Source organism: Campylobacter sp. CNRCH_2013_0855 (assembly GCF_025773025.1).
GTDB classification, from domain to species: Bacteria; Campylobacterota; Campylobacteria; order Campylobacterales; family Campylobacteraceae; genus Campylobacter_D; species Campylobacter_D jejuni_C.
This window is the reverse complement of sequence record NZ_JAKMTE010000004.1, coordinates 98,105-123,062: the sequence shown is the minus strand read 5'-3', so window position 1 is coordinate 123,062 and position 24,958 is coordinate 98,105. Positions and strand designations below refer to the sequence as shown.

General features: G+C 31.3%; 19 protein-coding genes. 17 read left to right on the top strand and 2 right to left on the bottom strand.

Features of this window, described 5'->3' with window-relative positions; all coding sequences use genetic code 11:
- Nucleotides 1–381: 381 nt before the first annotated feature.
- Together L8X40_RS03655 and L8X40_RS03650 are read right to left on the bottom strand one after the other, a co-directional pair.
- On the bottom strand, nucleotides 382–2,901 hold the full coding sequence (locus L8X40_RS03655; RefSeq protein ID WP_263667329.1) for a molybdopterin guanine dinucleotide-containing S/N-oxide reductase: 2,520 nt from the start codon (nucleotides 2,899–2,901) through the stop codon (nucleotides 382–384).
- A 1-nt stretch (nucleotide 2,902) separates the two neighbouring features.
- Nucleotides 2,903–3,481 (bottom strand): cytochrome C, encoded by a 579-nt coding sequence (locus tag L8X40_RS03650; protein WP_261544908.1) that lies wholly within the window; start codon nucleotides 3,479–3,481, stop codon nucleotides 2,903–2,905.
- 213 nt (nucleotides 3,482–3,694) lie between these two features.
- Between L8X40_RS03650 and L8X40_RS03645 the strand changes: the two genes are divergently transcribed.
- The 17 genes from L8X40_RS03645 (at nucleotide 3,695) to nuoH (ending at nucleotide 24,953) form a co-directional block, all read left to right on the top strand.
- On the top strand, nucleotides 3,695–7,483 hold the full coding sequence (locus tag L8X40_RS03645) for an Eco57I restriction-modification methylase domain-containing protein (protein WP_263667328.1): 3,789 nt from the start codon (nucleotides 3,695–3,697) through the stop codon (nucleotides 7,481–7,483).
- A 49-nt stretch (nucleotides 7,484–7,532) separates the two neighbouring features.
- Nucleotides 7,533–8,768, top strand: a complete 1,236-nt coding sequence (locus tag L8X40_RS03640; RefSeq protein WP_263667326.1) for an SIR2 family protein — start codon at nucleotides 7,533–7,535, stop codon at nucleotides 8,766–8,768.
- Between the two features lie 2 nt (nucleotides 8,769–8,770).
- Complete coding sequence (locus L8X40_RS03635) at nucleotides 8,771–10,699, top strand: ATP-binding protein (protein WP_263667325.1); 1,929 nt, start codon at nucleotides 8,771–8,773, stop codon at nucleotides 10,697–10,699.
- Between the two features lie 175 nt (nucleotides 10,700–10,874).
- Complete coding sequence (locus L8X40_RS03630; RefSeq protein WP_263667324.1) at nucleotides 10,875–12,818, top strand: BCCT family transporter; 1,944 nt, start codon at nucleotides 10,875–10,877, stop codon at nucleotides 12,816–12,818.
- A gap of 42 nt (nucleotides 12,819–12,860) precedes the next feature.
- Nucleotides 12,861–14,396: an ABC transporter substrate-binding protein gene (locus L8X40_RS03625; protein ID WP_263667323.1), complete on the top strand. Its 1,536-nt coding sequence runs from the start codon at nucleotides 12,861–12,863 to the stop codon at nucleotides 14,394–14,396.
- Nucleotides 14,381–15,346, top strand: coding sequence for an ABC transporter permease (locus L8X40_RS03620; protein WP_263667322.1), 966 nt, complete (start codon nucleotides 14,381–14,383; stop codon nucleotides 15,344–15,346). The genes L8X40_RS03625 and L8X40_RS03620 overlap by 16 nt, the downstream gene beginning before the upstream one ends.
- Nucleotides 15,339–16,115, top strand: a complete 777-nt coding sequence (locus tag L8X40_RS03615; protein WP_263667321.1) for an ABC transporter permease — start codon at nucleotides 15,339–15,341, stop codon at nucleotides 16,113–16,115. The genes L8X40_RS03620 and L8X40_RS03615 overlap by 8 nt, the downstream gene beginning before the upstream one ends.
- Nucleotides 16,112–16,885 (top strand): ATP-binding cassette domain-containing protein, encoded by a 774-nt coding sequence (locus L8X40_RS03610; protein WP_263667320.1) that lies wholly within the window; start codon nucleotides 16,112–16,114, stop codon nucleotides 16,883–16,885. The genes L8X40_RS03615 and L8X40_RS03610 overlap by 4 nt, the downstream gene beginning before the upstream one ends.
- A complete protein-coding gene (locus L8X40_RS03605; RefSeq protein WP_263667319.1) occupies nucleotides 16,869–17,537 on the top strand; it encodes an ATP-binding cassette domain-containing protein in 669 nt (222 codons plus the stop codon). Before L8X40_RS03610 ends, L8X40_RS03605 begins: the two co-directional genes overlap by 17 nt.
- 119 nt (nucleotides 17,538–17,656) lie before the next feature.
- Complete coding sequence (locus L8X40_RS03600) at nucleotides 17,657–18,076, top strand: NAD(P)H-quinone oxidoreductase subunit 3 (RefSeq protein ID WP_039629108.1); 420 nt, start codon at nucleotides 17,657–17,659, stop codon at nucleotides 18,074–18,076.
- A complete protein-coding gene (locus tag L8X40_RS03595; RefSeq protein ID WP_039619352.1) occupies nucleotides 18,055–18,552 on the top strand; it encodes a NuoB/complex I 20 kDa subunit family protein in 498 nt (165 codons plus the stop codon). The genes L8X40_RS03600 and L8X40_RS03595 overlap by 22 nt, the downstream gene beginning before the upstream one ends.
- Nucleotides 18,552–19,343 (top strand): NADH-quinone oxidoreductase subunit C, encoded by a 792-nt coding sequence (locus L8X40_RS03590; protein WP_263667318.1) that lies wholly within the window; start codon nucleotides 18,552–18,554, stop codon nucleotides 19,341–19,343. The genes L8X40_RS03595 and L8X40_RS03590 overlap by 1 nt, the downstream gene beginning before the upstream one ends.
- A gap of 1 nt (nucleotide 19,344) precedes the next feature.
- Complete coding sequence (gene nuoD, locus L8X40_RS03585; protein WP_263667317.1) at nucleotides 19,345–20,571, top strand: NADH dehydrogenase (quinone) subunit D; 1,227 nt, start codon at nucleotides 19,345–19,347, stop codon at nucleotides 20,569–20,571.
- Nucleotides 20,568–20,795 (top strand): NADH-ubiquinone oxidoreductase subunit E family protein, encoded by a 228-nt coding sequence (locus tag L8X40_RS03580; RefSeq protein WP_263667316.1) that lies wholly within the window; start codon nucleotides 20,568–20,570, stop codon nucleotides 20,793–20,795. The genes nuoD and L8X40_RS03580 overlap by 4 nt, the downstream gene beginning before the upstream one ends.
- Nucleotides 20,792–21,508, top strand: a complete 717-nt coding sequence (locus tag L8X40_RS03575) for a hypothetical protein (protein WP_263667315.1) — start codon at nucleotides 20,792–20,794, stop codon at nucleotides 21,506–21,508. The genes L8X40_RS03580 and L8X40_RS03575 overlap by 4 nt, the downstream gene beginning before the upstream one ends.
- The gene (locus L8X40_RS03570; RefSeq protein WP_263667314.1) at nucleotides 21,505–23,958 is read left to right on the top strand and encodes an NADH-quinone oxidoreductase subunit G; all 2,454 of its coding nucleotides are present in this window, start codon (nucleotides 21,505–21,507) and stop codon (nucleotides 23,956–23,958) included. The genes L8X40_RS03575 and L8X40_RS03570 overlap by 4 nt, the downstream gene beginning before the upstream one ends.
- Entirely contained in the window at nucleotides 23,955–24,953 is a 999-nt protein-coding gene (nuoH, locus tag L8X40_RS03565; protein ID WP_087699781.1) for an NADH-quinone oxidoreductase subunit NuoH, read from the top strand. Before L8X40_RS03570 ends, nuoH begins: the two co-directional genes overlap by 4 nt.
- Nucleotides 24,954–24,958 lie beyond the last annotated feature (5 nt).

The following is a 24,958-nucleotide window of genomic DNA, read 5'->3' as shown; positions in this document are numbered from 1 at the left end:
TCTTATATTTCTTATATTTCTTATATTTCTTATATTTCTTATATTTCTTATATTTCTTATATTGCGTTTTTTAATTAATTTATAGTTTTTTTATTTTTTATGCTTTTTAGAAATTTATTTAGTTTTATGTTGTTTGGGTATTTGACTTGGTTTTATTATTCTTTATTTTTAGTAATTTATTAGTTTGGTTGTTTTTAATTTTAAAACGCTTATAGTAAGTTTAATAAATTTTTGTTTTTAGTTTTTACTTTTTAGTTTTATATTGAAATAGTATTGTAAAGTGTGATGTGTGATATTGTTTATAATAAAGTTTATAATAAGTCATTGTATTGGTAGATAATCGGTTTCTTAGAAGAAATTATCTTCTAAGAAAGAGAATGTTTATACAGCGCCTTTTGGAGCTGTAAATGCTGTTATTTTAGGCGGTAATCCCTTATATTTTTCTATATTTACTAAGCCTGTATGAGAAATGTTTCCGTTTGCTAATTCAGAAGTTGGCATATCAATAGTTAAGACATTTACATTTCCGTATTTGCACATTCCTTCATCATTTGGATCATACCAGCCACCTTCGCATAATCTTACAACATTTGGCATAATATCTTTAGTTACCACAGCACCTGCGAGAACTTGACCTCTTTTATTGAAAACTCTTACAATATCGCCATTTTTGATTCCAAGTTTTTTAGCATCAATAGGATTGATTAAGATAGGTTCTCTATCATTTACTGCATATTTTTCACGCAATGAGGTATGGCACATTTGAGAGTGGAGTCTATTTGTTGGATGATTAGTTAGTAGATGAAAAGGTGTTTCCTTAGTAGCATTTCCTAGCCATTCTATCGGCTCCATCCACATTGGATGTGCTTTGCAGTCTTTATAGTTATACTTTTCGATAGTTTTTGAGTAAATTTCTATCAAGCCTGATTCAGTGCCTAGAGCATTTAAGATAGGATCTTCAATAAATTCAGAAAATCTCACCCATTCCATACTTTCTATAGTTGGAGAAAAAGTTATAGGCTCATTTTTAGCCCAAAATTCTTCAAAACTTGGCATTTTTGGTTCAAATACATCCCCATAAGCTTGAGTTTGTTTTAAAGCGCTATTGTAGTATTCTTTGATAAAATCTTTTGCATTTTTACCATTTTCTGTATAAGCATTAAATACATCATCTCCATATATTTTGCAAATATCAGCAAAAATTTCATAGTCATCTTTGCTCTCGCCTATTGGTAATACTGCTTGCTTCATTGGAACTATATTCATATTAGAATAATCACCACTCATGGTAATATCATCTCGCTCGTAAGAGCTTGTAGTAGGCATTACAATATCTGCCATTTTGGCAGTTGGAGTCCAATAAATTTCATTTACAACTATAGTTCTTGGTTTTTGCCATGCTTTTACATTATTGTTTGTATCTTGATGATGAACTAATGGGTTTCCACCTGCCCAATAAATAAAGTCAATATCAGGATAGGTTATCTTAGAACCATTATTGTCTATAACTTTTCCAGGATTTAACAAAGCATCGGCTATTCTAGCTAACGGAAAAGAATAACTAGCAGCATTTTGTAGCCATTCGGCACCACCTTGACTAACTCCTGCTTTTGGTAGCCCCTTAAATTTCCCATTTTTCCAAATTCCCACAGCTCCTGCTGTAATACCTCCTATAACACCACCTTTGCATGATGGAACCCCACCATTGCTATAGTGATAGCTTAAGCCAAAGCCACCTCCTTTGGTACCAATTTGTCCGATCATTGAAGCTAGGGTTATTAACATCCAATGAGGTTGTTCGCCATGATGAGCTCTTTGCATACCCCAACCACTCATGAGCATGGTAGGGTTATCATAAAAGCTTTCAGCTAGTGTTTTAATGGTTTTTTCATCAATCCCACAAATTTTGCTTGCCCATTTTACATCTTTTTTAATACCATCATTCTTGCCATCTAAATAAGCTTTGAACTTATCAAAACCACTTGTATAATTTTCTAAAAATTCATAATTGACTTTATTTTTTTCGATCAAATGACTAGCCATGCCTATCATCATAGCAACATCTGTATTTGGTCTTGGGGAGATCCATTGTGCATTTAAAAATTTAGTAGTTTCGGTTTTTATAGGATCTATACAAATAACCTTGATTTTACTATTTTTTAATTTTTCAAAATACTGCAAACCCCTTTGGTCGTTTGAAGTCCAAGCTATTCTTAAAGTAGCGATAGGATTAGCACCCCAAATAACTACTATTTTAGAATGTTCTAAAATGTTTTCCCATGAAGTTTGCTGTTCATATACTTCAATAGAGCCTACAACATAAGGCATGATCACTTGAGAAGCTCCGGTTGAGTAATCTCCGGTAGTCCCTACAAAACCACCTGTGACGTTTAAAAATCTATGAAGTAGTGTTCTACAATTTTGCATATTTCCGCTAGATTTCCACCCATAACTTCCACCAAATATAGCTTGAGTTCCTTTTTGCTCTCTTGTTTTTTTAAGTTCTTTTGCTATAAGTTTTATAGCCTCATCATAACTTACACGCACAAATTCATCTTTTCCTCTAAGTTCAGGTTTTGGATTGTCGGGATTTTCAAGATAGCTTTTTCTAACATAAGGATATTTCACGCGTGATTTATAGATCATATCTGCTGTATAGTGTTGTAAAGGATTGTCAATTTGTGTTACTTTTTCCCATGGCTCACTTTTAATTACCACACCATCTTTAATGGTAAGTTTTAAAATTCCCCAATGTGCTGCTGTTATCACACTTCCATTTTTTACTAAACCAGAATTTATTTGAGAAACTTCTATATTTTTACTCATGGCTAAACTAGGAGCTAAAGGCAACACGCTTAACCCTGCTCCGATTTTTAAAAATTTTCTTCTATCAAGTCCCATTTTATTTTACCTCCTTAAAATCTTTTGCATTTTTTTGCAAATACTGTATCACTAGCCAATGATCTTTTTTATCAATTCCTGTTCTATTTACCATTGATCTAAAAGTAGCAGGCCAGCCATTAGCACTAAATTCACTTTCTTTATGAACGCTATGACAAATTCCGCAGTTATTCGCATAAAGCTCTTTAGCTTTTATAAACATTTCTTTGTTGCTTTTTGCAAAATCTTTCTTGTCAGTCCAAACTTCTATGGTAGCTTTATCCCATTTTCCATTTTTGCTTTTAGTATAAGTTTTAAAATCAAGTTTTGTATTTTTAGAAAATGCAGCAACTATGATTCTTTGACTATCGTTGTAATAAAGCACAGAAGGCGAAGCAGGATTAACATAGCCTGTGATCTTGACTAAAACTTTATTTCCATCAGTTTTTAATACTTTAAAAGGATTTGTAGGTAGCAATCTACCAACAGCTTTTGTGTCATTTTTGCTTAAGTAAAGTGAGCTTACTTCACTTGTAAAAAATTCATTTTTAGCGCAAACAAAAGAAACAAGCACCAAACAGAAAACTAAAATTTTTCCCATTTTGCCTCCTTGATATTTTTAATATAAACTTATTGTATAACTTTAATATTAAAATTTTCTTAGTATAAAAAATATAAAAAATGCAATAATAAATATTATCTAATAATTTTTTATTGATTAGTGGTTTATTTGTTTTTATATTTTCATAAAGTCTTTTCAATCCTTTAAAGTAAATTTTAGTAAAATACAAAATATTCTTTATAAAGGTTAAAAATGCACTTTACTTTGCTAAATGAAAAAGATTTTTTCAACCCTTACTACCGCAAAAAGCAAATCACACAAAATGAATTTGACACTTTTAGCAAGGCTTTAACGCAGTATATAGAAAGGCTTGAAAGCTCACAAAGTGAAAATGAAGACTATCTTGTGGCTAACGCACTTAGTCCATTTTTAACCACGCTAAATTTCAAAACCCACATCAAAACCAAACAAAAAGGCAAAAGCGAGATTGATTTAGCCATCGTTAAAGATGAGCTTAGCAAAGACTTAGAAGTTCTCATCGAAGCTAAAAAGCCAAACTCAAAAGAATTCATCACCCATACAAAGCCAAATTCCAAAGCCTTGCATGAAGCTATTTTGTATTATTTTAGAAATAGAGAACATAGCTTTAGTTTGAAATTTATCATCATCACAGACTTTTATAAATTCTACATTTTCAAAGCTAGTGAGTTTGAAGAACTTTTTTATAAAAACACAAGCTTTAAAAAGCTTTTTGAAGAATTTCAAAGTCCAAATTCACTTTTTAAAGGCAACACCGATGAATTTTACAAAGAAGCAAGCAAGCTCATAGAAAATTCCAAAGAAAGCTTAAAAGGCTTTTTCGTCGATTTAGCCTTTTTAAAAGACAAGCAAAAGTCAAATTTCAAAAACATAGCAAGCATTTTTAAAACCTTCCACAAAGACTTTTTGCTAAATGAATTTAGCCCAAATGACGCAAACTCACTAAACAACGCATTCTATAAAGAGCTTTTGTACATCCTAGGTTTAAGCGAGAGCAAACAGCTTTCTAAATTCATCATTACACAAAGTGAGCAAAGCAAACGAGCCCAAGGTACACTTTATCATCTCATAGCGAGCAAGCTTCCAAAGCATGACTTTGAAGAGGTGTTAAAATTCATCATACTTTGGCTAAACCGCATTTTATTTTTAAAGCTTATTGAGTCAAATTTGGTTAGATTTAATGATGATAAAACCCTTAAATTTCTAAACTATGAAAAAATTCCAAATTTTACTACCCTTTCACATCTTTTCTTTGATATCTTAGCTAAAGAAAAGCACACAAGAGCGCAGAGTAAATTTAGCTATTTGCCTTATTTAAATTCATCACTTTTTGAAAAACAAGCCATCGAAAAAACCACACTAGAAATCGCCGCTTTAGAAAATGACGCTTTACTAGAGTACCACCCACACACGCAGTTAAAAGATGACAAAGGCAAAAGCAAAAAAGGCAAAGTAGGTTTGCTTGAGTATTTGTTTGAGTTTTTAGACAGCTTTGATTTTGGAGCAGATGAGCAAAGCGAAGAACTCATCAAGCAAAAAGAACTCATCAACTCAAGCGTTTTGGGAAATGTCTTTGAAAAGCTAAATGGCTACAAAGAAGGCAGTTTTTACACCCCAAGCTTTATCACTTCATATATGTGTAAAGCAAGTATAGAAAAAGTCGTGCTAGATAAGTTTAACCATACTTTTAAGCTAAATGCCACCAAGCTAAGCGAGCTAAGAACCCAGCTACGTCAAGAAAAAATTTCTCAAGAGCAAAAACTAGTCTTGCTAAATTCCATACGCATTTGCGATCCTGCGGTGGGAAGTGGGCATTTTTTAGTTTCAGCTTTAAATGCCATGCTTATGGTGCATTATGAGCTTGGTTTGTTTGAAGAGGACTTTTACCTAAGCGTGCAAAATGATGAAATTTTAGTGCAAAATCACAAAGGCCAGTTTTTAGAGTATAAACGCCCTGATTTTGACAAAGACAAAACCCACCTTTGTCAAAAAGAACTTTTCGAGCGTAAAAAAGACATCATAGAAAACAACCTTTTTGGAGTGGATATCAACCCAAACTCATGTGAGATCACTAAACTAAGACTTTGGATAGAGCTTTTAAAACACAGCTTTTATGAAAGCTTTGATGATACAAACTATCACGATCTTAAAACCCTACCAAACATCGACATCAACATAAAATGCGGGAATTCTCTTATAAGCTACTTTGAAATTCACAAAAGCCTTTCTCACTACCCAAACATCAAAGAACGCATGGATAAATACAAACGCATAGTTAAAGACTACAAAGAAGGCTTTTACACCGACAAAACTCTCATCGCAAAAGAGATCAAAAACCTCAAAGAGTCTTTTAAAAATTTCTGCTTAAAAGACAAATTTGCCAAAGAGATCAAGCAACTTACCAACGGCGCTAATGAATACTCTAAAAAATACGGCGATTTTTTAGCACAAGATGAAAAAGATGAAAATTTTAGAGCATTTTTCTCTAAAAATATGTTTGAATTTGACTTTGATGAAAGTGCCGCTAAGAAAGAATTTAAAAAGCTTAAAAAGCTTTATGAGAGTATATTTGACTTAGAAAGTGCAAATCCTTTTGAATGGCGTTTTGAATTTAGCGAAGTGCTTGATGAGGGCGGGAATTTTCAAGGGTTTGATCTCATTATCGGTAACCCACCTTACATTAGACAAGAAGACATCAAAGAGTTAAAGCCAAATTTAGCCAAAAACTATAAAGTATATAAAGGCACAAGCGACATTTATACTTACTTTTATGAGCTTGGGTTTAATGTGCTAAAGCAAAATGGTGCTTTGTCTTTCATCACTTCGAACAAATACACAAGAGCAGGTTATGGAGAAGCTTTAAGAGAGTTTTTACTCAAAAATGCCACACTTTTAGAATACATCGATCTAAATGGTATAAAAGTCTTTGATAGTGCTACGGTAGATACTTCCATACTAAGCTTTGAAAAAGCAAAAACTAAAGATAGTAGCTTCAAATACCTAGCCCCAAACACCGAGCTTTTAAAAGAAAACGACTTTAACATAGAAAGCATTTTAAATTTTAACAAAATCGCACAAAATTCTTTAAGCAAAGAATGCTTTACTTTTAACGATGAAAGCACAAACGCACTAAAAGCAAAGATAGAAAAGCACGGCACTCCGCTTAAAGACTGGCATGGGCTTAATATATATCGTGGAATTTTAACAGGGCTTAATGAAGCCTTTATCATCACTACTGAAAAAAGAGATGAAATTTTAACTAAATGCAAAGATGAAGCCGAAAAAGAACGCACTGCCAAACTCATACGCAAAATGCTACGCGGTAGAGATATAAAAAGATATAGTTATGAGTGGGCAGGGCTTTGGGTGATATTTATACCTTGGCATTTTCCAAATGTTGAAAAGCCAAAAACAATGCTAGAAAATGAACAAGATTTAAAAGAACAATATTCGAGCTTATATAATCACTTATTATCACATAAAGAAAAATTATCTAATAGAAATAAAGCTGAAACAGGAATTCGTTATGAGTGGTATTGTTTGCAAAGATGGGGAGCAAATTATTATCAAGAATTCGAAAAAGAAAAGATAGGCTGGCAAAGAGTAACCCAAGAACCGAGTTTTATTTTAGAAAACGAGCGTGTTTTATTGGATTCTATGGCTTTTATGGTAGGAAATTCTAAAAATGAACTTAAATATCTTTTGGGATTTTTAAATTCTAGTTTGATATTTTATTATTTTAAAAATATCGGGCATTTATATTCAGATAAAGGTTTTTTATTATCAAATCAATATGTAGAAAAATTTCCTATACCAAAAATAAATTCTAAAAATGAAAAACTAGCAAACGAGCTTATAAGTTTAGTTGATGAGATTTTAAATTTAAAAGAGCAAGATAAAAACGCAAACACCAAAACCCAAGAAGATAAAATAAACTCTATCGTTTACAAGCTTTACAACCTAAACGAAGAAGAAATAAAAATCATTGAAAACAAGGAATAGTTAATGATGTATAATTTTTTATAGATCTAAAATATAAAATGGAGGAAATATGAATAATCAAACAGACAATAATGTACAAGAAAATAAATCACAAGAATGTAATTTTAATTGTTTTCAAGGTGCTGAGGACTTATTAAGAAATATTGATAATAAAGATAAGAAAGAAAAGATCAAGGCAATTCTTTTTGATTTATTTAATATCAAAAATATAAATTTCCTTTTTGGTGCTGGAACAAGCAATGGTGCAATTCCAACTATGAAAGAGTTGAGAGAGTGTGTTATAGGAGAATTAGACAATAAGGAAAAGGAATTATTTGATAAAAACGATAAGCAAAATTTGGAAAAAACTTTGGAAATACTTTATTCTGGAAAAACATATTTTGAAAATAATCCACAAGGTAAAGATAATATTGAATTTAACACTTTGAAAAACTTGATTGAAAAAATTGAAAAAACTATTTTTCAAGCAATTAATATTGAAATTGGTATTAATTGCGAAAATGACACCCAAAAAGAAGTTTTCAAAAACTACGAGAAATTTTACAAAAAGGTTACTTATCGCAATAAAGATTTAAATAGAGTAAATGTTTTTACTACAAATAATGATTTATTTAATGAGTATGTTTTAGATTATCTCAATATTGATTACAATAATGGCTTTGGAGGTGGGCTTAAACGCAGCTTTAATCCTGCAAGATTTGAATATGTTTTTGCAAAGAAAATGGATGAAGGGATTGAAAAATATGAACCTCTTAATCATATGATTTATCTCTATAAATTGCACGGCTCAATAAATTGGGTAGAAGATCAAAATCACAATTCTTTTTTTGATATAGAAGAAATTTATCTCAAACCAAAAGAACAAAAGTTAGAAAAAACTTTCTTGATTTATCCAACCCCACTTAAAGAAGGAAAAAGTCTTACATCTCCCTATACTGATATTATCAGAGAATTTCAAAAAAAATTATCACTTTCAAATAGTGTTCTTTTTATCATCGGGTATAGTTTCAGTGATGAGCATATAAATACTATTATCTACAGGGCTCTTGCCTCTAATAACTCGCTTTCTGTGGTTGTATTTGCAGATAAAGACAAACTTACAAGGATCCCACTTTTTAGTATCAACGACAAAAGAATTTATGTCATTTATGGAAAAGATGAAGATAAAACAATACATTATTTTAACTATTTTGTAGATGAATTAATTCCAGAACACAAGCAAGACAAAGAGGATGAAAATTATAAAAAATTTGTAAGTGCATTTAAAGAAGCAAAAGGGGGATAAAAATGCTTGTAGGTAAAATAGTTTCTATTCAATTTAATCAATTTAGAGTAAGAATTTTTTCTAATGTTAAGGGCGGTGGACTTAATATTAAAGGTGAAATATATTACTTTGGTAATATTGGAAGCTATTTAAAAACATCAAATGCATTGGGAGAAGATATAGTTTGTGAAGTCATTGCAATTTTTGATTCCGATAAGCAAGATGATGGGCAAGATTTTAATCTTAACAGTAATAGAGAATTATTATTAAAACCCATAGGTGTGTACAAAGATGATAATTTTACTCTTGGTATAAGTGTTTATCCTAGTTTATATAGTGATGTGGGCTTATTAACTAATGAAGATTTAAAAAATATACTTATACCTAAAGAAGAAGAATATGGAGCGGAGAGTCAAGGGGTTTATTTAGGAGTTAGCAAAAACCAAATCAATCACCCTATTTATATTCAAGAAGATAAGTTTTTTGGTATGCATTCTGCTGTATTGGGAAATTCTGGAAGTGGAAAATCCAATACAATCGCTCATCTACTTCAAGAAATTTATAAAAAAGAGCGACCCGCTCTCGGATCAAAAGTTATTATTTTTGATGTGAATGGAGAATATAGCCAGGCATTTTCTAAGCTTACTTCTGATGGAGTAGGAATAAAGTTGTTTAAGCCCAATATTAAAGAAAATGAGAATAGTGTTGAGCCTTTTTATATGCCGCATTTTTTACTTTCTTTGGATGAGTGGTATGCTTTTTTAATGGCTACAGATGCTACACAAAAGCCATTTTGGGATAAAGTATTACAGGAGGCTTATAGGTTTTATAAAATATTATCTTTAAACGAGGAAACAGAGCGGAAAAAATTTCTTAATTATTTAAGATACAGGCTTTATTCATTTGCCAATAATATTTTAGTGCAAACAGAAACTGATACTACAAAAATAACCACACTTCAATCTGTAATTTCTAAAGTTCAAGCTATTATAGTAACTGTAATCAAAGATAATGGGAAAATGGAAAATTTAGAAGAAGATGTAGAAAGTTTAGAAGAAGATGCAAAGAATCTTTATCAAAAATGTAATTTATACTATGGAATAAAAGATAAAGAAATATCTACTACTCTTGAAGACATCAAAAAACGAATTAACTTTGATGATGTAAATGAAATATTTAAGTACAAATACAAAAATGGAGAATTTTTTGATTACACTTTTCTTGAAATGGCAGCAGAAATAATTCTTGTGGATGAAGAAACAAGAGGAAATAAAACAACAAGAGGTTATGTAGGAACAATGCTAACTAGACTTGATTATTTTATCAATAATCCAGAATGTTTATTTATGCGCGAAATGAAAAATGGATATATTAAAGAGGTGGATAAATATCTTGATCATCTATGGGGGCAACAAACCCAACTTATTATCATTGATACAAGTGAATTGAGTAGGGATATCTTAGAAACACTAACAAGTGTAATTTCAAGATTAATTTTTGAGTATCGTAAAAAACAAAAAGGAGAGAATAGGCAAAAAAATCCAGCACACCTTGTCTTGGATGAAGCTCATAGATATATCAAAAAAGACCAAAAATATTTACTAAAAGATAATATATTTGAGCGAATTGCAAGAGAAGGTAGAAAATTTTCTCTTTATTTGCTTATTTCCTCTCAAAGACCATCAGAACTTTCGGAAACTGTGTTATCGCAATGTGCAAATTTTATTATACATAGGATTCAAAATGAAAATGATATGCGACATATCAATGCAGTTCTTCCGTATTTTTCTGAAGATTTTGTAAGCAAAATTAAGCAATCTGTTCCAGGAGAAGCACTTGTATTCGGAGACTTTGTTCCTATGCCAATGCACATTAAAATTAAAAAAGCTGATCCAGAACCACATAGTAGTAATTGTAAAATTAGCCAAGAATGGTATAGCAAGACGAAATAACCAAATGCGATGCTGTTTTATCTTTATATTCTCACTCCAAAAAACCGCACGTAAAAACTCCATAGTGCCAAGTTAAATTAAAAGGCTTATTAAAGCCTTTTTTGTTTTTTTGGTTTTTAAATTTTGCTCATTTTTAGCTTATGGTATAATGAAAATCATCCAAAAAAGGAGTACCATGCTAAAGACAAGTTTTAAAAAATCAGTTTTTATTCCAAGCATTAGCATTATAATCATCTTAAGTCTTAGTTGTATTTTCTTGCCTAAGCTTACAAATGATTTTATCAATCATATTAAAAGCGGGATTTTTGCAAATTTTTCATGGTTTTATATATTAAGTGTAAGTTTTTTTGTGTGCTTTATGCTCGCACTCGCGCTTTCAAAATTTGGCGATATCAAGCTCGGCGATGATGATGAAAATCCTCATTTTAAATTCACTTCTTGGCTTGCTATGCTTTTTGCTACGGGTATGGGTGTGGGGCTTATGTATTTTGGTGTGGCTGAACCTCTCATACATAAAAAAGCCTTACAAACAAGCGATGAAGAAGCTATGCTACATACTATCTTTCACTGGGGAATTCACCCATGGGCTATTTATGGGGTGTGTGCTTTGGCTATGGCGTATTTTGGTTTTAGATATAAAATGCCTCTTAGCTTGCGTAGTGCTTTTTACCCTTTGCTTAAAGATAAAATTTATGGTTTTTGGGGAAATTTAGTTGATATGTTAGCTTTGATTGTCACGGTTTTTGGCATTAGTACCACACTTGGTTATAGTGCTTCTCAGCTTAATGCTGGCTTTTTAAATTTAGGCATTTTAAACGAGCAAAGCTTTTTAGAACAAAGCATGATTATAATCATCATCATTTCTTTAGCTACGCTTTCATCGATTAGTGGCTTAACAAAGGGCTTAAAAATTTTAAGTGAGGCAAATTTGGTTTTTGCAGTGTGTTTAATGCTTTTTGTGCTTTTTTCAACAAATACCATCCAAATTCTTTCACAATTTAGCTCTAATATTGGCAATTATTTGCAAAATTTAATTTCTTTGAGTTTTAAGACTTATTCTTATGAAAAAGAGCATATAGAGTGGTTTAATAACTGGACTATTTATTATTGGGCTTGGTGGCTTAGTTGGGCGCCTTTTGTGGGCTTTTTCATCGCTAAAATTTCTCGCGGTAGAACGATAAGGGAATTTATCTTTGGTGTGCTTGTAGTGCCTACTAGTTTTAATATACTTTGGTTTAGCATTTTTGGCAATAGTGCTTTAAATTTCAATGATATCTTAAGCCCTTTTACTTCAGCACCTGAAAGCTTGCTTTTTTATTTTTTACAAAATTTTTCTTTTTCTTATTTTAGCTCTTTGCTTGCACTTTTGGTTTTAGCTTTGTTTTTTATCACTTCAGCAGATAGTGGGATATTTGTGTTAAATTCTTTAAGCAGTGGTGGGGCTCATGAGCCATATAAATGGCAAAATATCCTTTGGGGTTTTGTACTTGCGCTTTTAGCTACTTCTTTGCTGTATTCAGGTGGTTTGGGAGCGATTTTAAGTATCACTATGATAGTGGCTTTGCCTTTTGCATTTTTGCTTTGTTTGATGTGTTTTTCACTGCTTAAAGGTTTAATCGTAGATGTAAATTACTCTTTAACTAAGCTTAGTCAAAGCAGTGTGTATTTTTCAGGGGAATTTTGGCAAGAAAGACTAGCTAGAATTTTAAAACAAAGTAAAGAACAAGACATACAAAATTTCTTAAACACCAAAGTAAAAAATGCTATGGAATCACTCAGCCAAAGTCTAAAAAATTACGGCTTAAAAACACAAATTGTTCAAGAAAAATCAAGTATAAGTTTGATTATAAAAAAAGAATTTGCAAAAGATTTTATCTATGGAGTACAAGTGGTAAAAAAACAAGCAAGCCAAAGCATAATCGATGATAAATTTATGCCAACTTATTCTAAAGAATTTATTTTTGAGCCACAAACTTTCTTTGCTGATTCGCGTAATGGTTATAATATAGAGTATTTAAACGAGCAAGAAATCATCGTAGATATACTAAAGCAGTATGAGAGGTATTTGCAACTTTTATTTGATGATAAAAATGAAATTTTTACCAAAGCTTATGATTAAAAAGCGTTATAATTACACTTTATTTTATAAGAAAGGCCTTTTATGTTGAGATTTTTTATCATGCTTTTTTGTGCTTTAAATCTTTTTGCTACGACGCCAAAAGATACGATCGTTATAGCAGTAGAAAATGAACCAGAGCGTATAAATCCACTTTTTAGTGAAGATCATGATGTGGCAATTGCTCTTGTGTTTTCAGGGCTTACACGCTTTGATGAGAATATGAGCTTAGCACCTGATCTTGCTAGTTCTTGGAAAGTTAGTAAAGATGGGCTTGTTTATGAATTTACTTTAAGAAATGATGTTTTGTGGCATGATGAGGCTAAATTTAGTGCTAAAGATGTAGAATTTAGTATAAATGCTTTAAAAGACGAGAAGTTAAACTCACCTTCAAAAGTAAATTTTGACGCAGTTAAAGAAGTAAAAATCATCGATGATTATCATTTGTCTATCACACTCTCAAAGCCTTTTCCTGCATTTTTAGACGCTTTGAGTGTAGGGATTTTACCAAAACACTTGCTTGAAAAAGAAAATTTAAATACCACTAAATTTAATCAAATGCCTATAGGAACAGGACCATATAAGCTAAAGCAATGGAAACAAGGTCAATACATGATCTTAGAAGCAAATGAAAATTATCATTTAGCTAAAGTAAAAACACCAAAGCTCATACTAAAACACATTAAAGATCCAAGTATTAGTGCTATTGAGCTTAAAAATGGTTCTATTGATGTGGCTTTGGTTGATTTTGCTCTAGCTTCAAATTTTGAAAATGATAAAAACTTTAAAATGCTTATAGAACCTTCGGCTGATTACCGTGCTTTGATGTTTAATCTTAATCATGAGTTTTTAAAAGATCAAAATGTGCGTTTAGCGCTAAATTATGCTATCGATAAACAAGCTATCATAAATTCACTTTTGCATTCTTTTGGAAAAGTAGCAAATCATCCTTTAGAAAAATCATGGGCAAATCCTAAAGAATTTGCAAGCTATGCTTATGATGTAAAAAAAGCAAATGAGCTTTTAGCAAAAGCGGGCTTTGTGAAAAACAAAAATGGCATTTTAGAAAAAAATGGCAAAGAATTTAGCTTTGAAATGTATGCTATGAGTGAAGATCCGCTAAGAGTGGCTTTGGTAAATATCTTACAAAGTGAGTTTTTAAAGCTTGGCATAAAAGCAAAAGCCGTAGCTAAGCCAAGTGGAAGTTTTGATTATACGAAAATTGATAGTTTTTTAGTGGGTTGGGGTAGTCCTTATGATCCTGATTTTCATACCTTTAGAGTTTTTGCAAGCTCTCAAGATAGTGCTTCAAACTCAAGTGGATGGAATTTTGGCCATTATCAAAATGCTAAAGTTGATGAGGCTTTGACAAAGGCTAGAAATTCACTTGATGTAAATGAAAGAAAAAAACACTATAAAGAATTTATTGATGCATTACAAGATGATCCTGCGTTTTTATTTATAGCTTATATTGATTATCCTTTAGTTTTTGCTAAAAATATCCAAGGTATAAAACCTCACATTTTAGGTCATCATGGAGTAGGTTTTACTTGGAATGCTTATGAGTGGAGCAAAAATTAGTGTTAAAACTCATTTTTAAACGCCTTTTATGGGCGTTTTTTTTGATGATTTTTGCAAGTTTTTTATGCTTTGTGATGATTTATCATGCTAAAGGAAGCGTGGTTTTTGCTAGCGTGCCTCAAGGAACTAGTATTAAAATAAAAGAAGAAATCGAGCGTAATTTAAATTTAGACAAGCCCTTGTTAGAGCAGTATGAAAATTGGCTTTTTAATGCCATGAAAGGCGACTTTTCCTACTCTTTAATTAGCGGAGAAAAGGTTAATGAAATTTTAAAAGAAAAACTTCCCTATACCATCATACTAGGGAGTTTAGCTTTTTTTATACTTTTTGTGTTGTCTTTGGTTTTAGCGCTTTTTTGTGTTCTTTATAAAGATAGCTTTTTAGATAAATTTATCACTTTTTCAACGATGAGCTTTTTTGCATTGCCTGCTTTTTCTTTATCACTAATGCTTATTTTGGTTTTTGCTGTATTTTTTAAGCTTTTTCCAAGTTCGGCTATTGCAGATATTGGCTTTGAAGATGATGTGTTTAATCGTTTGTGGCATTTGTTTTTACCAGTATGTGCTTTAGTGCTTTCACATTTAGCTGTTTTTGTGCGTTTTATAAGGACAAGTTTGATTGATAGTTTAAATCAAAGTTTTATAGAAAGTGCTTTTGCAAGAGGGCTTAGCAAAACAAGAATTTATTTGCACTTTGTGTTAAAAGATGCTTTTGGTTCTATACTTGCGTATTTTGGTGCTTCTTTTGTGAGTTTTTTAATGGGAACTTATATAGTAGAAAATGTATTTTCTTATGAGGGTGTGGGAAATTTGGTGATTAAAAGCATATTGTTTAAAGATTATCCTGTGGTGCTAGCTGTGGTGATTTTTAGCATTTTAGTGGTGGTGCTTGTAAATTTGATCGTAGAGATAATTTGCAAGATGATTAATCCAAGGTTTGCTAATGCGTAAGTTTTGCGTGATGATGATTTTACTAAGTTTTATTTTGGCATTTTTTGCACCTTTAATAAGCTCTTATGATCCTAATTTAGTGGATTTAAGCAAGGCTAAAATAGCTCCAAATTTAAGTCATATTTTTGGCACAGATTTACTTGGTAGAGATGTTTTTACGCGTATTTTATATGCTTTGCGTGTTTCTTTGTTTGTAGGGGTAATGGCAGCATTTTTTAGCGTGCTTTTTGCTTGTGTTTATGTGTTTTTAACAAGATTTTTTGCTTATGCTTTTTTCGCTAGAGTGCTTGATATGCTTTTAGCGCTACCTTCTTTGCTTGTGATTATGTTTTTTCAAAGCTTTTTGGCAGGATCTTTATGGAGTATGATTTTTATCATCGCTTTGGGGCATTTTGCTTTTGTGGCAAAAGTGCTTGATACCCAGCTGAATAAATTTCAAAAACTTGAGTTTTATCAAAATGCTATCATTTTAGGCTCTAGTAAGATGAAAGCTTTATTTAGTGAGCTTTTGCCTGCTTGTTGGAATTTGCTTTTTGTGCTTTTTGTTTTAAATATTGCTCATGCTATTACAAGTGAAGCCACTTTGAGCTTTTTTGGCTTGGGTGTAGAGCTTTGGACTCCAAGTTTAGGAAATATGCTAAATGAAGCAAGCAAGGCCGTGTTTTTAGGGTTTTGGTGGATGATAGTTTTTCCAGTAGCCTTTATACTTATGCTTATTTTACCCTTGCTTGCTTTGGGTAATGATTTACAAGAAGAGATTAAAGCATGATAGAAATTTCAAATCTTAACCTTAGCTTTAAAGATAAGATCTTATTAAAAGATATAAATCTTAATTTAGAAGATGGCAAAGCTTTGGCTATCATGGGTAAAAGTGGATTGGGAAAAAGCTTGCTTTTAAAAAGTATGATTAAGCTTTTTGATAAACACCATAAGCTTAATGCACAAAAATTTCAGATAGATCAAAAAGATATTTTAAATTTAAAAGAAAAAGAACTAAATGCATTAAGAGCTAAGGTAAATTTGCTTTTTCAAGATGTTTATGGGAGTTTTTATCCTCTTGTTGATATAGGAAGTTATTTTAATATAGTTTTAAAAACTCATACTAATTTAAGCACAAAAGAGATTAAAGAAAAGGCCTTTTATTATTTTGAGTGTTTAGGGCTTAAAAATCATGATCTTTTGTGGCATTCTTTTATATATCAGCTAAGTGGCGGTATGGCAAGACGCGTTCAAATAGCTCTAGCTTTGTTAAGCGAGGCTAAGTATTTATTGTGTGATGAGATTACAAGTTCTCTTGATAGGGCTAATGAAGAAAAAATCATTGTCATTTTAAAAGAGTTAAAAACAGCATTTAAAAATCTCATTTTTATCACGCATGATATAAATTTAGCTAAAGAGCTTTGCGATGAGGTGGCTATCATAGAAGATAAAACTTTGCTTTATCAAATACCTATGAAAGAGTTTTTAAACAATCCAAAAGGTGTTTTTGCTAAAGAATTGTTAAATTATTTTGAGAATGAAAATGTTTTTAGAAGTTAAAAATTTAAGCAAATCTTATAAATTTAAAAAACACTGGTATTTAAAAGAAGAAGAAGTTTTTGTTTTTAAAGATGTGAGTTTTTCTTTAAAACAAAATGAAAATTTATTGCTTTGTGGGGAAAGTGGTAGTGGTAAAAGCACCTTGGCTAAAATTCTTTGTATGCTTGAATGCGCAAATACTGGAGAAGTTTTGTTTGAAAATGAAAATATATTAAATTTAGATTTTAATACTCAAAGAAAATTACGCCAAAAAATTCAATATATTTTTCAAGATCAAAAGCTAGCTTTAAATCCTTACAAAAGCACCAAAAGACTTTTACTTGATGTATATGAAAATTTTAAACTTAAGCCTGATTTTGAAGAGCTTTTTAAACTTTTTGATGTTTTTGAGCTTGAAAAAGATATTTTAAATTTAAAACCCTCTAAGCTAAGTGGTGGTCAAAGCCAAAGACTAGGTTTGATTAGAGCTTTGCTTTTAAAGCCAAAATTGCTTATTTTAGATGAAATCACAGCAGCGCTTGATGTAGTGACTGCTTATAAAATTTTAAACTACTTGCACGCTTTTCAAAAAACACACGATATTACTTATATATTTATTTCTCATCAAGAAAAAATCTTACAAGATATATGCCATAAAAAAGTGTTTTTGTAATAAAGATAAAAATTGTTTCATTTTGAAATATCATAAAATTTATTTTTTTGATAATAAGTTTTTATATAGCTAAGTTAAAGTAAAATAAATTTTAATTATGCTTGAATAAAAGGTTTATTATGACGCACGCAACTATAGAGCATCAATACTTTGGCATCTTTGCAATGCTTGTTATTGCAAGTGTTATATTTTTTACTTTGGTGTATATTTCTTCTAAAATAGGCTCCAAACTCGCCTCTCATAATAGAAAAAAACTCGGACTTGGAATTTATGAGTGTGGACCTATGGCTTCTAAGCAAGCAAACAAAATCAATTCTCAATTTTTTGTTTTTGCTTTGATTTTTATTTTGCTTGATATTGAAGTGGTGTTTTTATTTCCATGGGCGGTGATTTTTAAAGATTTAACCGCAGAGCTTTCAAAATATGGCTTATCTTTATTTGCCTTAGTGGAAGTGTTTGTTTTTATTTTATTGCTTGCAATAGGCTTTTTATACGCTTATAAAAAAGGAGCATTCGCATGGCAGAGTATCAAAAAATGAGCAATGCACCAGTTGTTTTAACTACGGTTGATAAGTTAGTGCAATGGGGTAGGAGTAATTCCTTATGGGCGCTATCTTATGGGCTTGCTTGCTGTGCTATTGAAATGATGGCAGCAGGTGGTGCAAGATATGATTTTGATAGATTTGGAACGATTTTTAGAGCAAGTCCAAGACAATCTGAAGTAATGATTATAGCGGGTACTTTAAGCAAAAAACATGCTGAATTTACAAGAAGACTTTATGATCAAATGCCTGATCCTAAATGGGTTATTTCTATGGGTTCTTGTGCCAATACCGGTGGTATGTTTAATACTTATTCTACTGTTCAAGGGGTAGATAGAATCATTCCTGTTGATATTTATGTACCAGGTTGTGCTCCGCGCCCTGAAACTTTTCAATTTGCTTTGATGATTTTGCAAAAAAGAATTCGTAAAGAAAAAGCAAGCAGAAAAATAGCTCCAAAAAGGCTTATATGATGAGAAAATATAGCGATAAGAAAAATGCTCAGTTAAAAAATTATTATGAAGATAGATTTTACCATGCACCTATAACTAAAAAATTAAGCACAGAAGATAGTGCTTTTGAGAGTGATCATCAAATTTTAAGCCAAGAATTTGAGTTAAAAAATTCTTTTATAGAGCTTGATTTTTGGGTGATTGAGATAAATAAAGATGATAATGTTGCTATTCTTAGTAAGCTTAAAAATTTAGGTTATAGTTGTTTTACTGATGCAAGTGCGATTGATTTTGTCGCTCAAAAACAAGGTTTTGAAGTATATTATCAGCTTTTAAATATGGAGAAAAATTTAAGAGTGAGAATAAAGACTTTCGTTGGTTTAAAAGAAAGACTTCAAAGTGTTATGAGCGTTTTTAAAGGTGCTAATTGGTGTGAGAGAGAAATATATGATATGTTTGGAATTTTCATTATCAATCATCCGAATTTAAAAAGACTTTTAATGCCTGATGATTGGTATGGACATCCTTTTTTAAAAAGCTATCCTTTGCATGGTGATGAATTTGCTAAATGGTATGAGATAGATAAAATTTTTGGTAAAGAATACCGCGAGATTGTAGGTGAAGAAAATAGAGATCCAGGTTTTGTAGATGAAAAAGACACGCTAAACTTTAGTAGAATTTATCATGAGGTTGGTAAAGGCGAAGTCCCAAGAGAGGAAAAATATCTACAAGAGTATCAAGAAGAAGGTGGCGTGCCTTTTGTGAAAAAAGCCAAAAGAACGCAAGTAAAAATTTTAGATAAGAGAAGATAAAATGCAAATTTCTACTAAATTAAAACCTTATTATGAAAATATAAGCTTTGAGCGTGAAGATGGTACCATGATAGTAAATCTTGGCCCTCAACATCCAAGTGCTCATGGAAATTTACGCCTTATTTTAGAACTTGATGGAGAAGAAATCACTAAGGCTGCTCCTTGTATAGGTTATATGCATCGTGGCATAGAAAAAATGGCTGAAAATATGATCTATCAAGAGTTTATCCCAACTACTGATAGGATGGATTATATCGCAGCTAGTGCAAATAATTATGCCTATGTAGCTGCTGTGGAAAAACTTTGTGGTTTGGAAATTCCACGCAGAGCGAGTGTGATAAGGATGATTTTACTTGAATTAAACCGCATTGCTTCGCATTTATTATGGCTTGCTACGCATGCGCTTGATATTGGTGCAATGACGGTGTTTTTATACTGCTTTAGAGAGCGTGAATATGTACTTGATTTAATAGAAAAATATTGTGGAGCAAGACTTACACATTCATCTATGAGAATAGGCGGGGTAATGCTTGATTTGCCCGAAGGCTTTTTAGATGAACTTTTAGCATTTTGCAATAAATTTCCAAGTGATATAAAAGATTATGAAGCTTTGCTTGATGATAATAGAATTTGGCGTGCAAGAACTGAAAATGTAGGAGTGGTAAGCAAAGAACAAGCGCTAAGTTGGGGTTGTAGCGGGGTTATGCTAAGAGGTAGCGGCATTGCTTATGATGTTAGAAAAGAAGAGCCTTATTTACTTTATGATGAGGTAGATTTTGGCGTGCCTGTGGCTAAAATGGGCGATTCTTATGCAAGATATAAAGTTTATATGCAAGAATTTAGAGAAAGTTTGAAAATTTTAGTTCAATGTGCTAAGCTTTATCAAGATACTCCACCTGAAATTTTATGCAATCATCCTGAGTATGTAAGTGCTTCAAAAGAGCAGATCATGACACAAAATTATTCACTTATGCAACATTTTGTCCTAGTAACCCAAGGTTTAAAACCACCAAAAGGAGAGGTGTATGTGCCAACTGAAAGTCCAAAAGGCGAACTTGGATTTTTTATCCACTCAGATGGTAGTGGCAGGCCATATAGATTAAGAGCTAGAACTCCAAGCTTTTTTCATTGTGCATTTTTAGAGGAAATGCTTGTTGGATCATACTTGGCTGATGCAGTGGCGATTTTAGGAAGTATTAATATAGTTTTAGGTGAGATAGATCGATGAGACGCGTGGATTTAAGAAAAAGTCAAGATTTATTTAAGGACTTAGAGCAAATCATTCAAAATGCTTATATGGGTGAAGTTTTAGTGGTTTTGTTTGAAATAGGAGATTTTTCTAATGTAGAAAAAAGCTTTGCTTTCATAAAAGAGCAAAATTGTGAACTTTTAAATTCTTTAAAATTTAATCAAGTTGATTGGACTATAGTTTTAAAAAAGGTAGAACAATGAAATTAACAAAATATCAAGAAGGTTTAAATGCTTTGTGTTTTGTGGATTTACTTTCTTTAAAAAATCCTTTACTTTGTACTAAGCTTAATAAAAGTAAAAATTACAATATTTCCTGTATAGAAGATAAAAATTTAAAAGCAAGCTTTTATAAATGTGAGATTGCAAGTGTGTCTTTTGTACTTGCTTTGCTTTGCAAGATGGGTTTAGAGGTTGAATTTAGTGAGCTTGACGAGGGATATTTAAGTGCTGAATCTTGCTTTGGCGAAGAAGAGGCTTTAGAGATTTTGGAGTTTTTAAAAGAAGCAAAATGTATTATTTTTGATGAAAATTTATATCAACATAAAGATTTTGAAAATATTAAGTATTTTTTAGAAAAACTTTGTCATAAATTTAATCTTTTGCTAATTTGCTCTAATGAAAATGAAGAAAATTTATCAATACAAAATTCTTTTAGTGAGCTTTTAGAACTTGATAATTTTGATGGAACTATTATCATGCAAGCGCCTTTAGAGGACAAAAATTTGCATTGCTCTTCTTCTTTTGCTTTGATTGCTAAGGTTAAGGATGGGGATAAAATTAATTTAAAAATAAACACTCAAGAATTTACAACTATAGTAAAAATCAATCATGATTTGAAAGGCACGGTGGCTTTGTTTGATTATGAAAGCGCTGATTTTGCTTTTTCAAAAGCTCAAGTTAAGGTTATAAAATGAAAGTTATCATTAATGGTATAGAATGTGAGGCAAATGAGGGTGAGTATATCTTAAATGTCGCAAGAAAAAATGATATTTTCATTCCCGCAATTTGTTATTTAAATGGTTGTTCTCCAACACTTGCTTGTCGTATGTGTATGGTAGAAGCTGATGGTAAAAAGGTTTATTCTTGTAATACTAAAGTTAAAGAAGGTATGGTAGTAGAGAGTGATTTGCAAAATTTATGGGATGAGCGCAATGCTATTATGCAAGCATATTGTATCAACCACCCTTTACAATGTGGGGTATGTGATAAATCCGGTGAGTGTGAGCTTCAAAACTTTACACACAAAGCAAGAGTAAATGTGCAAAATTATTGGATTAAAGATACCCATAAAGAGCATAAAAAATGGGGTGAGATTAATTATGATCCAGCTTTATGTATAGTGTGTGAAAGATGTATTACAGTTTGTAAAGATAAAATAGGAGAAAGTGCTTTAAAAACTACTCCAAGAGGGGCAAGCGCACCCGATGCAAGCTTTAAAGAAAGTATGAGTAAAGATGCATTAGCTATTTGGACTAAATTTCAAAAGAGTTTAATTGCGCCAAGTAGTGGTGATATACTTGATTGTTCTTTTTGCGGAGAATGTACAAGTGTATGCCCAACAGGAGCCTTGGTGGGTTCGGCTTTTCAATATACATCTAATGCTTGGGAGTTAAAGAAAATTCCAGCTAGTAATCCACATTCTAGTGATTGTGAGTTGATGTATTATGATATTAAACAAACTAGTATTAATAATCAAAAAGAAAAAATTTATAGAGTGAGCAATGATTTTGCTTTTGCTACGCTAAATAAAGCCGCAAGATATGGTTTTAATACCCAAAATGAAGTTCAAGGTAAAGATAAAAAAGCTTTTGAAAAATTAGTAAATATGATAAAAAATGATGAAATAAAAAATATTTTATTTAATAGTTTTATTACTAATGAAGAAGCTTTAATCTTGCAAAATTTAAGTAAAAAATTTAATCTTAATCTTATAAATCATGAAGCTAAAAAATTCCAAGATTTCCTAGCTTGTTTTTATCAAAATGCAAATGCAATGTATAATGCAAATACAGACGATATCGCTCAAAGTGATTTTTTAATCATCGTAGGTTCGTTTTTACGCTATGATGCGCCAACGCTAGGATATAAAGTTAATAACGCTTTGGTAATGAATAAAGGTGCAGGGCTATATTTTCATCCTATAAAAGATAAAGGCGTGGATAAATATTCTAAAAATTTCTTGCAGATTAATCATGATATTAAAGATAATGAAAGTATTTTATTATTTATCTTGCAAAAATTTGCCAAAGAGCTTCCGCAGGATTTTAAAAACACATTAGAAAATGCATATTATCAAGATACAAAAGAAATAGAAGAAACTATTAATGAAGAAGTTACTGAAAAGATAGAAAAGCAAAATGAAAATGGCGCAACTATTATAGAAGAAGTTAAAAAACTTGTGCCTAAAAAAATTAAAAAAAGCATAGAGGTGCAAAGATCAAATTATGCGAAAAATCTTGGCATAGATGAGGATATTTTAGAAACTTTACTCGCAAAAAAGCAAAAATTTACACTTATTATAGGAAGTGATTTTTACTATGATGAGCAAAGTGTAAAGCTAGCAAAACTTTGTGCTTTGGTGCAAAAATATACTGAATTTAAAGTCTTTTTAAATCCAACTTGCACTAATACCTTAGGTGTGAGTTTAATTTGTGATTTAAGTCAAGATTTTCAAGTAGGAAAAACATTAGGTTATAACGAAAAAGGCGATTTTGCTTTTTCATATGATGGGCATTTTGATCTTGCAAGTTCTAGTTTAAATCAACAAGAAGGTAGCTTTGTAAATTATGATAAAAGATTAGTTCCTACAAATGCGGCTTTAGAATTTAAAGGTTATTTTTTAAATGATTTGGCAAATGCCTTAGGTTTTGATGAAGAATTTACGATCAACTATACTAAATTTTTACCACAAAATAAAGGCTTTAGGGTAATTGACTTTGATGAGTTAGAAAATCATTATGATAATGGTGGGGTAAATCATAGGGGTTATGAGCTCGATTTTTCCCATTTTGAGTTTGAAAAAACATTAAGCGTTCAAGAAGTTAAAGAGCAAAATGAAGGAAATTTAACCTTATATCATGCAAATAGCATTCATCAGTTTTCAAAGCTTAGTAATAGAGCTTTTAATGAGGTTGGGGCTTTATTTTTATCGTCTGATTTAATGCAAAAATTTGATTTAAACCAAGATGATAGTGTTATTTTGAAAAATGAAAAAACTCAAATTGCTATAAGTGTAAAATGTGATGAATCTTTAGAAAATGGTGCGTATTTAGGGGATTATGATAGTAAGATTGATTATAAATCTTTATTTGATAATACTCGATATGTAAAAGTTTGGCTTGAAAAAGTAGGAGCTAAAATATGAGTGATATTACTTTTTTTATTATAGAAACAATTATAAAATGCGTGCTTGTTATAGCTATTTTTGCTACTTTAGCAGGCTTGGCAACTTATCTTGAAAGAAAGGCTTTGGCATTATTTCATCGTCGTTTAGGACCTGATATGGTAGGTCCTTTTGGATTACTTCAAGTAGTTGCTGATATGATTAAACTTTTTACTAAAGAAGATATAGTGCCAACTTATGCTCAAAAAGTGGTGTTTTTAATCGCTCCATTAATTGCAGCAATTTGTGCTTTTGTGGCAATTGCAGCTATACCTATTTTTCCTGAATTTACTTTATTTGGTAGAGTGATTCGTCCTATTATCGCTGATATTAATGTGGCCTTGCTTTTTGTTGTAGGTATGGGTGGGGTTAGTTTTTATGCGATTTTTTTAGGAGGTTTAGCAAGTAATAATAAATGGTCGCTGCTAGGCGGGGCAAGAGGACTTGTTTCTATTATCTCTTATGAGAGCGTTGCAGGACTTTCTTTGGTGTGTGTTGTAATGCTTGTTGGATCTTTGTCTTTAGTAGATATTAATAACTATCAAAGTGATGGCATACTTTCTTGGCTTATTTTTAAACAACCTTTAGCTTTTATTTTATTTGTGATAGCTATTTTTATAGAAACTAATAGAACTCCACTTTGTTTGAGTGAAAACGAAACTGAACTTGTTTCAGGTTATGGCACTGAATATAGTGGACTTAGATGGGGTATGTTTTTTATTGGTGAATACACAGCCATGATTACCGGAGCGATTATGATATCGCTTTTATTTTTGGGCGGATTTAATGATTTTTGGATTATACCAGGGGCTATTATGATGCTTTTGAAAGTGTCTTTTGTGTTCTTTTGGTATTTTTGGGCTAGAGGGGCTTTTCCGCAACTGCGTCCTGATCAAGTAATGAGAATGTGTTATTTGATTTTAATTCCTTTAGCGGTTTTAAATTTATTAATTAGTGCTTTAGTACTTGTGATATAGGAAAA